Source organism: Luteococcus sp. H91 (assembly GCF_038433135.1).
GTDB lineage: Bacteria > Actinomycetota > Actinomycetes > Propionibacteriales > Propionibacteriaceae > Luteococcus.
Map to the genome: position 1 here is coordinate 1 of NZ_JBCDMV010000026.1, position 13457 is coordinate 13457.

14 protein-coding genes are annotated in these 13457 nt (G+C 68.4%); 2 read left to right on the plus strand and 12 right to left on the minus strand.

Annotation, left to right across the window (positions count from 1 at the left end):
- Positions 1-121: 121 nt before the first annotated feature.
- The 9 genes from AAEX57_RS13175 to pyrR form a co-directional block, all read right to left on the minus strand.
- Positions 122-1033 (minus strand): SDR family oxidoreductase, encoded by a 912-nt coding sequence (locus tag AAEX57_RS13175; RefSeq protein WP_342092898.1) that lies wholly within the window; start codon positions 1031-1033, stop codon positions 122-124.
- A 167-nt stretch (positions 1034-1200) separates the two neighbouring features.
- Positions 1201-2211 carry a hypothetical protein gene (locus tag AAEX57_RS13180; protein ID WP_342092899.1) on the minus strand — a complete coding sequence of 337 codons (1011 nt, stop codon included), beginning with the start codon at positions 2209-2211 and terminating at the stop codon, positions 1201-1203.
- 203 nt (positions 2212-2414) lie between these two features.
- Entirely contained in the window at positions 2415-3500 is a 1086-nt protein-coding gene (locus AAEX57_RS13185) for a hypothetical protein (RefSeq protein ID WP_342092900.1), read from the minus strand.
- Between the two features lie 139 nt (positions 3501-3639).
- Positions 3640-4368 (minus strand): hypothetical protein, encoded by a 729-nt coding sequence (locus tag AAEX57_RS13190; RefSeq protein ID WP_342092901.1) that lies wholly within the window; start codon positions 4366-4368, stop codon positions 3640-3642.
- Complete coding sequence (locus tag AAEX57_RS13195) at positions 4365-5804, minus strand: serine/threonine-protein kinase (protein ID WP_342092902.1); 1440 nt, start codon at positions 5802-5804, stop codon at positions 4365-4367. Before AAEX57_RS13195 ends, AAEX57_RS13190 begins: the two co-directional genes overlap by 4 nt.
- Before the next feature lie 106 nt (positions 5805-5910).
- Positions 5911-6975 (minus strand): hypothetical protein, encoded by a 1065-nt coding sequence (locus AAEX57_RS13200; protein WP_342092903.1) that lies wholly within the window; start codon positions 6973-6975, stop codon positions 5911-5913.
- A 166-nt stretch (positions 6976-7141) separates the two neighbouring features.
- Positions 7142-8422 carry a dihydroorotase gene (locus AAEX57_RS13205; RefSeq protein WP_342092904.1) on the minus strand — a complete coding sequence of 427 codons (1281 nt, stop codon included), beginning with the start codon at positions 8420-8422 and terminating at the stop codon, positions 7142-7144.
- Positions 8419-9384, minus strand: a complete 966-nt coding sequence (locus tag AAEX57_RS13210; protein WP_342092905.1) for an aspartate carbamoyltransferase catalytic subunit — start codon at positions 9382-9384, stop codon at positions 8419-8421. The genes AAEX57_RS13205 and AAEX57_RS13210 overlap by 4 nt, the downstream gene beginning before the upstream one ends.
- On the minus strand, positions 9381-9980 hold the full coding sequence (gene pyrR, locus AAEX57_RS13215; RefSeq protein WP_342092906.1) for a bifunctional pyr operon transcriptional regulator/uracil phosphoribosyltransferase PyrR: 600 nt from the start codon (positions 9978-9980) through the stop codon (positions 9381-9383). The genes AAEX57_RS13210 and pyrR overlap by 4 nt, the downstream gene beginning before the upstream one ends.
- Before the next feature lie 136 nt (positions 9981-10116).
- Here pyrR and AAEX57_RS13220 point away from each other — a divergent pair, with 136 nt between their 5' ends.
- Both AAEX57_RS13220 and AAEX57_RS16260 read left to right on the plus strand, forming a co-directional pair.
- A complete protein-coding gene (locus tag AAEX57_RS13220) occupies positions 10117-10446 on the plus strand; it encodes a hypothetical protein (protein WP_342092907.1) in 330 nt (109 codons plus the stop codon).
- A gap of 177 nt (positions 10447-10623) precedes the next feature.
- A complete protein-coding gene (locus tag AAEX57_RS16260; RefSeq protein ID WP_446721167.1) occupies positions 10624-10710 on the plus strand; it encodes a putative leader peptide in 87 nt (28 codons plus the stop codon).
- A 384-nt stretch (positions 10711-11094) separates the two neighbouring features.
- On the opposite strand, the gene AAEX57_RS13225 is transcribed toward AAEX57_RS16260, so the two are convergent.
- The 3 genes from AAEX57_RS13225 to AAEX57_RS13235 form a co-directional block, all read right to left on the minus strand.
- A complete protein-coding gene (locus tag AAEX57_RS13225; RefSeq protein ID WP_342092908.1) occupies positions 11095-11886 on the minus strand; it encodes a DUF4097 family beta strand repeat-containing protein in 792 nt (263 codons plus the stop codon).
- A gap of 102 nt (positions 11887-11988) precedes the next feature.
- Complete coding sequence (locus AAEX57_RS13230) at positions 11989-12456, minus strand: YlcI/YnfO family protein (protein WP_342092909.1); 468 nt, start codon at positions 12454-12456, stop codon at positions 11989-11991.
- A gap of 205 nt (positions 12457-12661) precedes the next feature.
- Positions 12662-13231, minus strand: a complete 570-nt coding sequence (locus tag AAEX57_RS13235; protein WP_342092910.1) for a DUF2599 domain-containing protein — start codon at positions 13229-13231, stop codon at positions 12662-12664.
- Positions 13232-13457 lie beyond the last annotated feature (226 nt).

The window sequence follows — 13457 nt, forward strand, 5'->3', positions numbered from 1 at the left end:
CCCCCCCCCCCCCCCCTCCTTTCCTTCCCCCCTCCCCCCCCCCCCCCCCCCCCCCCCCCCCCCCCCCCCCCCCCCCCCCCCCCCCCCCCCCCCCCCCCCCACGACGGATGTGCGCGGTGCGTCAGGGGGTGGGCATGCCGCCGTTGACGTTCAGCGTCTCGCCCACCACATAGCTGGATTCCGGTGAGGCCAGGAAGACATAGGCGGGCGCCAGCTCCACCGGATGCCCGGCGCGTCCCAGTGCGGTCTGCTTGCCGAAGTCCGGCAGATCCTCGGTCTGCTGCCCGCCCTGCACCTGCAGCGGCGTCCAGATCGGGCCGGGGGCCACCGCATTGACCCGGATTCCCTTGGGCGCCAGGTACTGGGCCAGACCCTTGGTGAAGTTGTTGATCGCCGCCTTGGTGGAGGCGTAGTCGATCTTGTCCTTGCTGGGCTGGTAGGCCTGCACCGAGGTGCTATTGATGATGCTGGAGCCCTCGGGCAGGTGCTTCAGCGCCTCCTGACTGGTCCAGAACATGGCCAGGATGTTGGTGTCGAAGGTCTCGCGCAGTTGCTCGTCGCTGAGTTCCTCGAAACTCGCAGTGGACTTCTGGTGCCCGGCATTGTTCACCAGGATGTCCAACCCGCCGAGCGCCTCGGCGGCGTCATTCACCAGCTGGCGCGCGGCCTCGGAGCTGCTGATGTCGGCGGGCAGGCAGGCGGCGGTTCGACCCTCGGCCTCAATGAGTTCGCGAATCTTCTGGGCATCCTCCTCCTCGGCCGGCAGGTAGCCCAGGGCGACGTCGGCGCCCTCCCGGGCGAAGGCGATGGCGACGGCGGCGCCGATGCCCGAATCACCACCGGTGACCAAGGCCTTGCGACCCTTCAGCCGGCCGGTGCCGCGGTAGGTGGTCTCGCCGCGATCGGGCTTGGGCATCAGGTCGGCGTCCAGCCCGGGCTCCGGCTGGCTCTGCTCGGGAATCTGCAGATCCTCATGCCGGGTGACGGGGTTGGCGAAGGTGAGTTGGCTCTGGGGGTCGTTCTGGGAAGTCATGCTGGCTCCTTTCACGAGAGTCATCCCCGACGCTAGTGGGGCTTGGCTCCGCACACATCACCCGGAAGGAGGCAATTCAGCACCGGATGTGAACAACCACAGACGCCCGTCCCCGGCCCTTGGGCAGGGTCCCGGGACGGGCGGTCGGCCAGCTGATCGGGCGAGGATCAGGCGGAGGCGTAGCAGCGCGAGGTGGACAGGTCGACGCCCTTGGCGTCGTAGATCGGGATCTCGTAGTCCACCGAGCCGCCCTTGACGGGGTTGTCATTGAGCGATTCGGAGCCGTGGTAGACCCGGCCGTCGGGGGTGATGCAGGCGGCGTGGGCGGTGACACTGCCCTTCATCGTGCCGTCGAGGGTGACGGTGCCGGTGAGCGCCGGGACGCCGCGGGACTTGGAGGAGGTGCCCACCTGCGGCTTGGAGACCTTGCTGATGCTGAAGTTGGGATTCATCTTGGTCGTCTTGATCAGGGTGGCCTTGAACCGCTTGGGCTTCACGCCGGAGGGGAGCTTGATCAGGTTGCTGGTCACCAGGTCATGCGTCCCAACGGCATAGGACGAGGTCAGACCGGTATTGGTCGCGATCACCTTGCCATTGGCGTCGAGCAGATCGATGCGGATGTTGAGCATCAGCGGCTGGTCGGTGGTGGCCTTGAAGGCGGCGGCGATCCGCCCGTGCTGGCCCCCCTGGGTCGGTGCCCCCTGGATGTCGATCAGCTCCAGGCTGGAGATACCGGAGCTGGCCGGCACGGCGATCCGCTGCGGAGCAGGCGCGGTGCGACGCGAGGTGCCGTTGCCGTCTTTCTGAGCGGGGCTGGCGCTGTTGTTGCTGCCGGATTCGTTCTCCTCGCCGGAGCCGTCGACGCCCTCGGTGCTGCCCGACTCGCCGGTGGTGCCCTCCTCGGACTCGCTGGCGGAGGAGTCCGCGTCGTCATTCTGGGACTCGTCCCGCTGGGACTCGTCATCGCCCGGCTCGTCGCTGGCCTCGGGGCTCTGCTCGTTGTCGGCCTGCTGGTTCTCGTCGGTGGACGGGTCGGTGTTGGATTCCTGCGGGGCTGCCTGGTTCTGGCTGGGGGTGGCCTCGACCTTCTCGCCGCCCGGCAGCATCGAGCAGGCGGTGAAGGCCGGCAGGATGGCGAGGCAGGCGATGCTGGCACGAAGGGTGGAGGAGCGGCTCACGATGAGTCCTTTCAATTCACTGGCGGTCAGCAGTGGTTCCTGCTGGCTTACGGTGTCCATCCTCGTGGGACGGGGGTCCAACTGTCGATGGGGAGAAGTCCCCATGGGGAAGAATTCCTCAGCCAAGCCCAACAATCGGCCGTCCCCGGACCTTGTGGCAGGGCCGGGGACGGCGCGTCGGATCAGCTGGTCGGATCCTTTGGTCAGGCGGAGACGTAGCAGGTGCCCTCGGACAGGTCGACCTTGTCGGCGTCGTACATCGGCACCTCGTAGTCCACCGAGCCATTCTTGACGGGATTGTCGTTCAGGCTCTCCGAGCCGTGGTAGATCTTGCCGTCGGGCATGATGCAGGCAGCATTGGCCTCCACCGTGCCGTTCATCTTTCCGCGCAGCGTGGCGGTGCCTCGCAGCACCTGGACCCCGCGGGACTTGGTGGACTGGCCGAGCGTGGGCTTGGAGACCTTGGTGATGGAGAAGTCCCGCGGCCGGTCGGTCTTGTCCACCAGCGACGCCTTGAAGCTGTGGACCTTGGCCCCGACGGGCAGTTCGATCAGGTTGCTGGTCACCAGGTACTGCGACCCGGTGGTGTACACCGAGTTCAGGCCGGTGTTGGTGGCGATCTTCTTGCCGGAGGCGTCATAGAGGTTGATTCGCAGGTTCAGCATCATCGGCCGGTCGGTGGTGGCCTTGAAGACGGCCACGATCTGCCCGTGTTTCCCGCCGGAGGCGGGGGAGCCGTAGATCTTCACCAGATCCAGCTGAGAGATGCCCGAACCGGCCGGGACGGGGACCCGCTGGCGGGTGCCGGTGTCGCTGTCGGAGGTCGAGCTGCTGTCGTCGCTGTTGTTGCTCGAACCGGTGGTGGCGTGGTCATTCGAATCGTCATTGTTCGACGAGTTGCTGCTGGCATCGTCATTGCTGGAATCGGTGCTGCTCGTATTGTTGGAATTGTCATTTCCGGCGTCGTCCGAGTCGTTTCCGGAACCATTGCTGCCGGTGGACTCGTCGTTGCTGGATTCGCTGTTCGAATGGTCATTGTTCGAGTCATTGTTTGACTCGTTGTTGTTCGACTCGTTGTTGGAGTCGTCATTGCTGGACGAGTTCTCGTGCTCACTGGCCGAGTCTTCGTGGTTGGCCTCGGGGGTCGACGTGGTCTGGGGAGCGGCATTGTTCTGGCTCGGGGTGGCGTCGACGTCCTTCTGGCCGATGGGCAGCATCGAGCAGGCGGTGAAAGCGGGCAGGATGGCCAGGGCGGCGATGCTGGTGCGAAGGGTGGTGGAGCGGCTCATGGCGAGTCCTTTCAATTCAGTGGTGGTCAGCAGGTGTTGTTGCTGGCTTACGTGAAAAATCTTCGCCCGAGGCACGTTCAGCTGTCGATGGGGAGAACTCCCCATGCCCCCTCGAATACCTGGGAATCCCTACCCGGGTTCACTTCGTGTCGTCTTGATTCCGTAGATTCTCCTCGTCGAGCAAGGCCAGATCTGCCTCCGTGACCAGCAATGTGCTCACCGCATGATGCACCAGGGTATTGCGTCGATTGGTGGCGAGTTTCCCGACACCACCGCGAAGGCCCTCGACGCCGGCGGCCTCCAATTTGGCGCACACATTGTCCAGCTTGCGGTTGAAACGAGTCAACGGCCAACCCAACCGCGCGGCGGCCTCGGCCAGCGACGGCACATGGCCGACGCCACTGCCACCGCGGCGCAGCGTGGGCTCGGCCAGCGCCAGGATGGCCAGCCGTTGCGACGGGGTGAAGACCGGCGGGCCGATCGTCTCCAGCCCCGGCGCGGCCAGCGGTCCACCCGCCTGGCCGGGCGAGGGCACACGCGGCAGCAGCACTTCCAGCTCATAGCTGGTGGGCCCGGCCTGAAAGGTGACCAGGGTGCGTTCCGAGACCAGGGCAATGCGCGCCCCGGGCGACAGGGTGGCACGGGTCAGGCCAGCCACGTCGGTGAGCTGCACCGGCAGCCGGGTGCCGACATTTGCCACCCACCACAGGCCGTCGTGATGGCTGAGCTCCAGCAACACGCGGTGCAGGTGGGGGTTGTCATCGATCTCCACCATCGCGGACCTGCCAATGGTGCACACGGTGCCGGGCTCGACGGTGGTCAGCTCGCCGATGTAGTCCACCACCAGCGCGTCGGGATTGCTGGTCATCCGCCCCAACCTCCTCCACCCAGTTCGGGTTCCTTGCTGGCCCCGGACGCGGACTGCTGCGACGGGACCGGTGTCGTCGTGGTCGGCGGTGCCGTCGTCGGTGTGACGGAGGGCCCGGACGTCGTGCTGCTGACCGGTGGCGTCCCGCTGACCGACGGCGTGGGCGTAGGCGTCGAACCCCCACCCAGGTGCGGCAGGAAGCGCAGCGAGGCCAGCACCAACAGGGCCAAGAGCAGCAGCGCCAGCCAGAGCCAGGTGCGCCGTGGCCTGGCCTCGCGGGGCCTGGCGGGTGACAGGTAGCCCGGCTGCACGGGGTAGGCGGCTGCTGGGGGCCACGGTGCGGGGGCTGCCCGGTTCTGGGCAGCCGGATTCTGGACAGCCGGGGGCTGAGGCACGGGCGTGTCGGCCACGTGGAACTGGTCGGCCTCGGCCGGGCCCGTTGGGGCGGGGGAGTGCGCTTCGCGGGGGGTCGCGTCGGCTGGTATCGAGGCGGCGGCAACCGTCGGGGCCCCCGTGGTGGCCCGCGCGGTCACCTCGGGTCCTGGCTCGACCAGCGTCACCAGGTGGGTCCGGTCGTCGGGATCCTTGACCCGGGTGGTCTGGCGATCCTCGCCGTCCCACAGCTCGATCGGGGTCACGGCCAGCCCCAGGTGGGCCTGGACCTGCTGCAGTGAACGCCCCAGTTCCAACGCGCTCGACGGGCGCTGGTCGGCCCGTTCCGCCAGACCTCGTCGCAACAGGTCTTCAAGCGCCGGGGGCACATCCGAGCGCCCCAGCGCCTGGGCGGTCAGCTCGGGGCGGCTGGGGCCCATCGGTGCCTTGCCGGTGAGCGCGGCCCAGAGCGTCGCGCACATCGAGTAGACGTCGGCGCTGGGGGCGAAGCCCTGCCCGATGGCTTGTTCGGGCGGCGCCCAGGCGGGGCTGAAGGCGGGCAGTGGCTGGGCGGTGGCCTCCAAGGACTGCGAGATGCCGAAATCCGCCAGCAGCGGGCGGCCGTACTCGGAGAACAGGATGTTGGCGGGTTTGATGTCGCGATGCAGAATGCCCAGCCGGTGCGCCGTCTCCACCGCGCCGGCCACCTGGATCCCGATCTGCAGGGCCTCGGCGACGGGCAGCGGGCGTGCGCGCATCCGGTCGGCCAGGTTCGGCCCGGGGCACAGTTGCATCACCAGATAGGGGCGGGCGTCGTCGCTCTGGCCCACCTGGTAGACGGGGACGACGTGCGGATGGCTCGACAGGCGGGCCATCAGACTGGCCTCCGACGCGAAGTGACGACGGGCGGCATCGTCGAAGCCATGGATCACCTTGACCGCGACGTCGCGTCCCAGCGCCGTCTGTTCGTAGCGGTAGACGTGGGCAAATCCACCGCTACCCAACAGGGCCTTGTACCGCAGGCCGGGGATCAGCGGCGGCCCCACGGTTTCGTCTGCACTCACCCAGCCTCCTGTTCCTCTCGAAACCCTACCGGGAACCACCGCTCAACCCTCCTTCGTCGACGGCGCGCCGGGCGGGTGGCCAGAAGAACCGGACAGGTTACGGGGATCAGTCGCCACCCCCACCACCATCGCCGCCGCCGTCCCCACCGCCACCGTCGCCACCGGCATCGCTGAGGTCACTGGCCAGGTCGCCGATGCTGTCGGTCAGGTCGGAGAGGGCATCGCCCAGGGAAGAGACCAGATCGCCGGCCGCGTCGCCCAGGCCGTCGAAGGAACCAACGTCGAAGGAGCCCGTGTCGAAGGAACCGAAGTCGCCGTACCAGGCAAGGTCATGCACCCAGATGTCGGCGGTGGCCGGATCCAGGCCGTGCAGGGCCTGGCCAAAGGCGCGCACCCACTGGTCGGTGACGCCATAGGCGATCGCCCACGGCAGGTAGCGGCTGAAGATGCCGGCGCCCTCCTGGAAGCGCAGGGCATTGCCGTCGGCCACCGCCAGGAAGTGCTTGAAACCGGCCGACTGGTAGCGCAGCGCCGTGCCCAGCGCACTGCGCTGCTTGGCGCCGGGGCTGGTCAGGCACTTGCCCAGCGGGATGCTGCCGCCGCGCAGGTGCGGGTACCACTGCTGGAATTGCGGCTGCCGGGCGAAATCCTGCCGCAGGTCGCTCATGTTCTTCGCCAGGTGGGGCTTCAGCTCCGCGATGGTGGCGGGCCGCCCCAGAATCGCCAGCAGCCGCAGCAGATCCTTGCGCAGCGGAGTGAGGCGGTCGTCGGCCGGACGCTGCACCGTGACCAGCCACTCGGTCTTGACGTCTCGCCCGCGCCAACCGGCGGCCACCTTCTGCGGCCTGAGGTTGAGGTAGCCGTCCACCGCGAGCCCGACGATCGCCGCGGCAATGTCCGGGCCGGAGACGGCGGCATCGCTCAGCATGCCGACCTGCTCGGGCAGCACCCCGGCGGGTGGCTCGAAACGCACCGCGACGGGGGCCCGCACGTCATTGCCCGTCGCCTTGCGGGTGGGGAAGCCCGGGTGTGGGGGCAGCGCGCCCGGCGGCAACTCGAAGAGCTCGTCGTGTTTGCTGATCACGGTCTTGCCGGTGGAGTTTCCCATGGCACTGATCACGCCGCCCACCACGAAAATGGCGACGACGAGTGCGATGATCGCGGTCAGCATCAGTTCCCCTTCGGCCGGAATCCTCGGTGTCGAGGATGCCGGAACGAAGGGTCAGCGATCACGTGGCCTCGGCAGGCTTGGCCCACGTGTGCGGCACCGTGCGGAGGATCGCCACCACGATGCCCGAGCCTGTCGAGGGCCCGTCGGGCAACGTCAGCCGATCACCTCAGCGACGGTAGGTCTGCCGCCCCTGCCAGAAGGTGGCCACCACCGGGTCGGGCAGGTCCCGGCCGTGGTAGGGGTTGTTGCGGCTGCGGGAGGCGGAGGTCTCCTTGTCCACCGTGGCGCGGGCCGACGGGTCCACCAGCACCAGGTTGGCCGGGGCGCCGGGCGCCAGGGCCACGCCGTGCCGACCGGCCAGGTTGCCGATCTCGGCGGGCTTGGTGCTCATCCGCTGCACCAGGGTGGGCCAGTCCATCCGCCCGGTGTTGACCATGGTCTCCATCACCACAGCCAGGGCCTGTTCCAGACCGAGCATGCCGGGGCGGGCGTCGACGAAGGCATGGTCCTTGTCCTGGGCGGCGTGCGGGGCGTGGTCGGTGCCAACCACGTCGATGGTGCCGTCAGCCAGCGCCTCCCGGACGGCCTCGATGTGCTCGTCGGTGCGCAGCGGCGGATTGACCTTGAAGGTGGTGTCATAGCCCTCCACCTCCCGGGTGCCCAGCAGCAGGTGGTGCGGGGTGGCCTCGGCGGTGACATGGATCCCACGCTTCTTGGCCCACCGCACCACGTCGACGCCCTCGGCGGTGGAGATGTGGCAGACATGCAGCCGGGAACGGGTCAGCTCGGCCAGCTGGACGTCGCGGGCAATGACCACGCTCTCCGCCTGGGCCGGCCAGCCGCCCAGCCCCAGCCGTCCGGAGATCTCACTCTCGTGGCAGCAGGCACCCGGCCCGGCCAGCGACGAATCCTGCGAGTGCTGGGCGATCACCCCGCCAAAGGGGCGCACCCATTCCAGCGCGCGACGCATCAGCAGCGGATCCATCACGCACATCCCGTCGTCGCTGAAGACCCGCACCTGCGCCGACGACTTGGCCATCAGCCCCATCTCGGAGAGTTCCTTGCCGGCCAGGTTCTTGGTGACCGCACCGATCGGCTGCACGAAGCAGGAGCCGTCGCGCTCACCGAGTAGCTTGATCCACTCGGCCTTCTCCGCGTCGTCGGTGACGGGCTGGGTGTTGGCCATCGCGAAGACCGCGGTGAAGCCGCCGCGCGCCGCGGCCTGGGTGCCGGTCCTGACGGTCTCGGCATCCTCCCGGCCGGGCTCGCGCAGATGGGTGTGGATGTCCACCAGGCCGGGCAGCGCCAGCAGCCCGTCGGCGTCGATCCGTTCCGCACCGGACGGGGCCTCGTCGGTGAGCAGCCCGTCGGCGATGTAGAGGTCACCGGTGGTGCCGTCGGCGAGCTTCGCGCCCGCGATCACGTAGTTCTGGGCGGGCGTGTTCATGCCGGCTGGCCTTCCTGGTTGTCGGGGCCCTGGGAGCCGCCCAGGAGGTGATAGAGGACGCTCATCCGCACGGCCACACCGGCCGAGACCTGGTTGAGCACCAGCGAGTTGACGCTGTCGGCGGCCTCGCTGGAGATCTCCAACCCGCGGTTCATCGGGCCGGGGTGCATGATGCCGACGCCGGGCTTCAGGTTCTGCAGTCGGCCGGCGGTCAACCCCCAGCCGTCGATGTACTCCCGCTCGCTGGGGAAGAAGCCGGAACTCATCCGCTCCCGCTGCACCCGCAGCATCATCGCGATGTCGGCCCGGGCCAGGGCCTCGTCGAAGCTGTCGACGATCTCCACCGGCCAAGTACTGGCGCCGGTGGGCATCAGCGTCGGGGGAGCGCACAGCAGCACCGTCGCCCCCAGGGTGTTGAGCAGGCTGACATTGCTGCGCACCACCCGGGAGTGCAGCAGGTCGCCGGTGATGGCGACGGTGCGGCCCTCGAAGTTGTCCACGTCACCGCCGTCCAGTGACCGGAAGTGCTGCCGGATGGAGTAGCTGTCCAGCAGCGCCTGAGTGGGGTGCTCGTGGGCGCCGTCACCGGCATTGACGATGCTGGCGCGCACCCAGCCGGCGGCCTGCTGCACGGTGCCGGAGCCGGCATGCCGGATCACGAAGCAGTCGACGCCCATCGAGTCCAGGGTCAACAGCGTGTCCTTCATCGACTCGCCCTTGCTGACGCTCGAACCCTTGGCGGAGACATTGATGGTGTCCGCACTCATCCACTTGCCGGCGATCTCGAAGGAGGTGCGGGTGCGGGTGGAGTCCTCGAAGAAGAGGTTGATGATGGTGCGGCCGCGCAGGGCGGGGATCTTCTTCACCTCCCGGCCCTGGATGTCGTGCATCTGTTCCGCGAGGTCCAGGATGCTCAGCGCGGTGCTGCGGTCAAGGTCGCTGGCGGCCAGCAGGTGCTTCATCGGGTGCCCTTTGCAGCGTCGGGGGTGGTGCGTTGGATGGTCACGAGGTCTTCGCCGTCGTGTTCGGCCAGGTGAACGGCGACCCGTTCGTCCTTGCCGGTGCCGATCCGCAGCCCGACGACGTCCGCCTGCAGCGGCAGTTCCCGGTGTCCACGGTCCACCAGGGTGGCCAGCATCACCCGGGCCGGGCGGCCGATGTCCTTGAGTGCGTCCAGCGCCGCCAGGATGGTGCGGCCGGAGTACAGCACGTCGTCCACCAGCAGCACGGTGCGTCCCTCCACCGGACAGGGAATCCGGCTGCGGCTGGCGGTGCGGGTGGGGTTGCGGCGCAGGTCGTCGCGGTAGAGCGTGATGTCCAGGTCCCCGACGGGCACCCGGATGCCCTCGATCCGGTTGATCTCGGCGGCCAGCCGGCGCGAGAGCGGCACGCCGCGGGTGGGGATGCCCAGCACCAGCAGGCTCTCCGCGCCACGGCTCAGTTCGGTCACCTGGTGCGCCATCCGGGTCAGCGCACGCTGGATCTCGTCGGCATCAAGAATGGTGCGCACCGGCCCGGCGGCATCATCGGGCGGGGTGATAACGGGATCGGTGGTCACAAGCAGATCTCCTGTGGTGGCCGTCCCGACGTGGGACGAGGCCCTCGAATCGGCAATCTATCAAGCCGCGACGCCGGTGTGGGACGTCGCCCGCAAAGCACAGACATTCACCACCCGCTCCGCTAGGATCGGCGCCATGAACGCGCTCACCACCCTGCACATTCTGGAGTCCACCTTCCCGGGGTGGCCCGAGTTCACGCCCGTCTCGAACATGCACATGTTCCTGCTGACGCTGGGCGCGCCGCTGCTGATCGGCCTGGTGGTCACCGGACTGATCGTCGGTACCCACCGCCGCCAGGAACTGCACGCCAGCAATGAGGCCGCCGGCATGATTGACCCGGCCCCGCGTCGGACCGGCAGCACCGCCGTCGATCCCGGTCGGGCACAGCGAGAGGTGCCCGCTGGTGATCGGGAGCTCGACGGCGTCCCCCGTACCGGCTCCCACGCCGCCAACCGAGAGCACTGATCTTCCCATCAGTCGACTCCACCACTCATCGCAGGACGGGGGGGTCAACGCACCAGCTGCGTTGCCCCCCCGTCCTGCGTCTGTTCCGGGCGCTGCTGCGGCCGGAATCTCTGCGGGAGGGTGTCACGACGTGAGATGGCTTGGAGTTTCACCGGCTGATGTGTTTGACTCCGTGGCATGCAGACCGCCGCAGTGCTATACCTCGTGACTCGTCGTCACGTGGATCTGCTGCGCCTCAATGGCTGCATGTGTCAGATGGCTTGAGCCGCGTCTGACCCCCCGCCCATTGTCTGGGCCACCCGTCCGGCGCGTGACGCCGGGCATCATCTGACCACCCTTTGTTCGTTGGTCACCTCACCTGCGTGTTGCGCGCCACCTTCCGGCAGCACCACCCACCCCGAGGTGATCTTGTGAACCGGCACACCGAAACCACGGCGCCCAGCCGAGTCCGCCCGCCCCGCGAGGGCCAGTCCAAGGGCAGTGGGCCGTCGACGGCCGCACCGCATGGGTTGATGCGCAACCCTCGCAGGGTTGGTGGCCGAGGCCTCGAGGGGCTCGGCCGGCGTGGCCTGGTCTGTGCGCCCGGCAGACCCCGAGCTGGGAAATCAGCCACGGTCCCTGAGCTGGTCGAGGGTGTTCTTCGAATCCTCAGGCGTCGATGAGGGTCACGTCGCCCGATCCCGAGCTGACCCGGATCTCCAAGTGGGGTTGCCCGGGGGCGGGTTCGCCCCGCGGGTCCAGCTGGATGTTGAGGTCTCCGGTGGCGGTGCTCGCATCGTGCCACAGGGGAAGGGAGCGCTTGGCGCCGATCGTGATGTCGGCGCTACCAGTGCGGGCGGTGACGCTGCCCGCGGTGAGGCGCCCCACTTCGATGTCACCGGAGCCGCTGGTCAGTTCTCCGGTTCCGGCGAGGGCTTCCAGCCGGATCTCACCCGAGCCGGTCTTGACCCGCAGGTGGCCGGTGGCCTCGTCGATGCTGACCGCTCCGGAGCCGGTGTCGATCTCTCCACCGGTGCACGTCTGCATGGTGAGGTCGCCGGAGGTGGTCCGGGCGCGAATCGGGCCGGGTTGGCCCTTGATGGTGATGTCACCACTCTTGCCATCCAGATCCAGGATGGCGTCACTCGGCACACTGATGCTGGCGGTGACGGAGGCGGTGTGCCCGAAGCGCACCGAGGTACGCCCGATCTGCAGGGCGAATCCCTTGCCCTTGCCAGTGGTGAGCAAGGGAGGGATGGTGACCTCCACCCGGTCACCCTTCTGTTCGGCCGAGACGGACTCGTCCAGGTAGCTGGGTTCATCGGCCACCACCTCGATCTCCACCCGGCCGGGAGCGGCGTCGTGGGTGATCTCCAGATCGGCTTCATGGGCAATCACGGTGAGGTGCACCGGGTCGGTGGTGTCAAAGGTGAAGGTGCGGGTGGTGCGGTCGCTGTTCATGGTCCCTCCTTAGGGGCGGTGGTCGAAGCTGTTGCGAGCGGGGCGCGGCCCAGAGTGGCTCCCGGATGGCGCGGCTGGGCTGGGTGCGGCGGCAATCTCGGGCTAGGCCCAGCCGGTGGCGCGGCGTGAGGTCCTGGGGCTGGTGGGTTGTGGGGCCAGTGACTGGCGGCAGGCCTGGGTGATCCAGCTGTTGAGCGACATGCCCTCGCGTTGGGCGGCGGCATCGGCTCTTGTCTTGACGCTCTCGGGTAGGCGGAGGGTGATCCGCGAGGTGCCCTCGTCTTCGGTCTCCGATTGCTGTGGTTCTGCCGGTGGGGGTGCCTCGGTGTTGTTTCGCAGCACCGCGATCACGGGGTCTCGCCCCTCCAGATGTACCTGCACCACGGTGTCCTCGAGTGCCGCGGAGACTTCGGCGGCGGCCTGCGTGAGCGCCTGGATCAGGGCCAACCGCAGGCTTGGTTCGGCGGCGGTGACCAACTTCTCGGCCACCGTCCTTGTCTGTTCGTCGGCCAGTGCCGTGGCGCGCTCAAGGTCGGCCCGCACCGCCTCCAGATAGCTGTTCAGCTCCATGCACACCAGAATGACACCAGCGTGACACCATTGCAAGAGCGGGGTGGTGTCTTTCGGGTGAACCCTGCGAGAGTTGCCACCATTGACAGCCATGGGACGCCGTCAGGCGTGCGGCGCGGGTCTGGAGCCCCCCAGCGGGGTTCACTGCGCAACCCTCGCGGGGTTGGTGGGACAGCTCCGGCCCCAACGGAGGCGATGCTCGGGTTCAGGGATTGCAGCCGGCGGCCATGGTCTCCAGGAAGTTGGACGCGTCCCGGGCGGCCTCGATGTTCCAGCTGGGCTTGGAACGGGCGACCCCGCTGGTGGGGTGACAGACGAACTGGTTCTTGAGCGATGCGGTGTCCGGGATGCCGCCTGCCCGGCGTGCCTGGGCCCAGCCCTCGGCGGTGAGCACGGTCAATGGTGCCGTGCGGCCAAGCTCGGTGGGCGTGATCAGCCAGCGCGGCTTGCCCTGCCAGGATTGCTTGCCCACGGAGGCGACCAGGGCCGTGCCCACGGTGGCGCTCACCCGTACGGCCCGGGAGCGAGGGAGTTGTTGCCCATCCGCCGGCGCCGCGCTCAGGCGACGACCGGTCACCCGCCACGTCCCGGGAATCGGCGCGCTGCCCGCGACGGTCAAGGTGGGGGCTTCGGCTGCCAGCTTCAGTTCTCCGGAAGCCGTGCGTACGACGATGGATCCGCCTGGGGCCTCCTCAACCACATCGGTCTTCCCCAGCCCGATGGTGAGCACCGTGCCGGTCAACGTCAGCCGGGTGTTGGTGTCGGGTAGGGCCACCCCATCCAGCTTCCCGGCGGTGTGCAGCGAGATGTCACCATGTTGCCCGCGCAGCACGATCTGGGGAAGTGGCTGGTGACTGTACTGCCCGATCGGTGCGGAGCCCGAAGCAGCGCTGGTGGACGGCGAACTGGGGGTCGGAGAACCTGGTGAAGGCGAGGTGCTTCGGCTTGAGGAGCCAGCGGCCGGCGGGCCGCCGGGACCCTCAGCGGGGGAGGGATCCCCG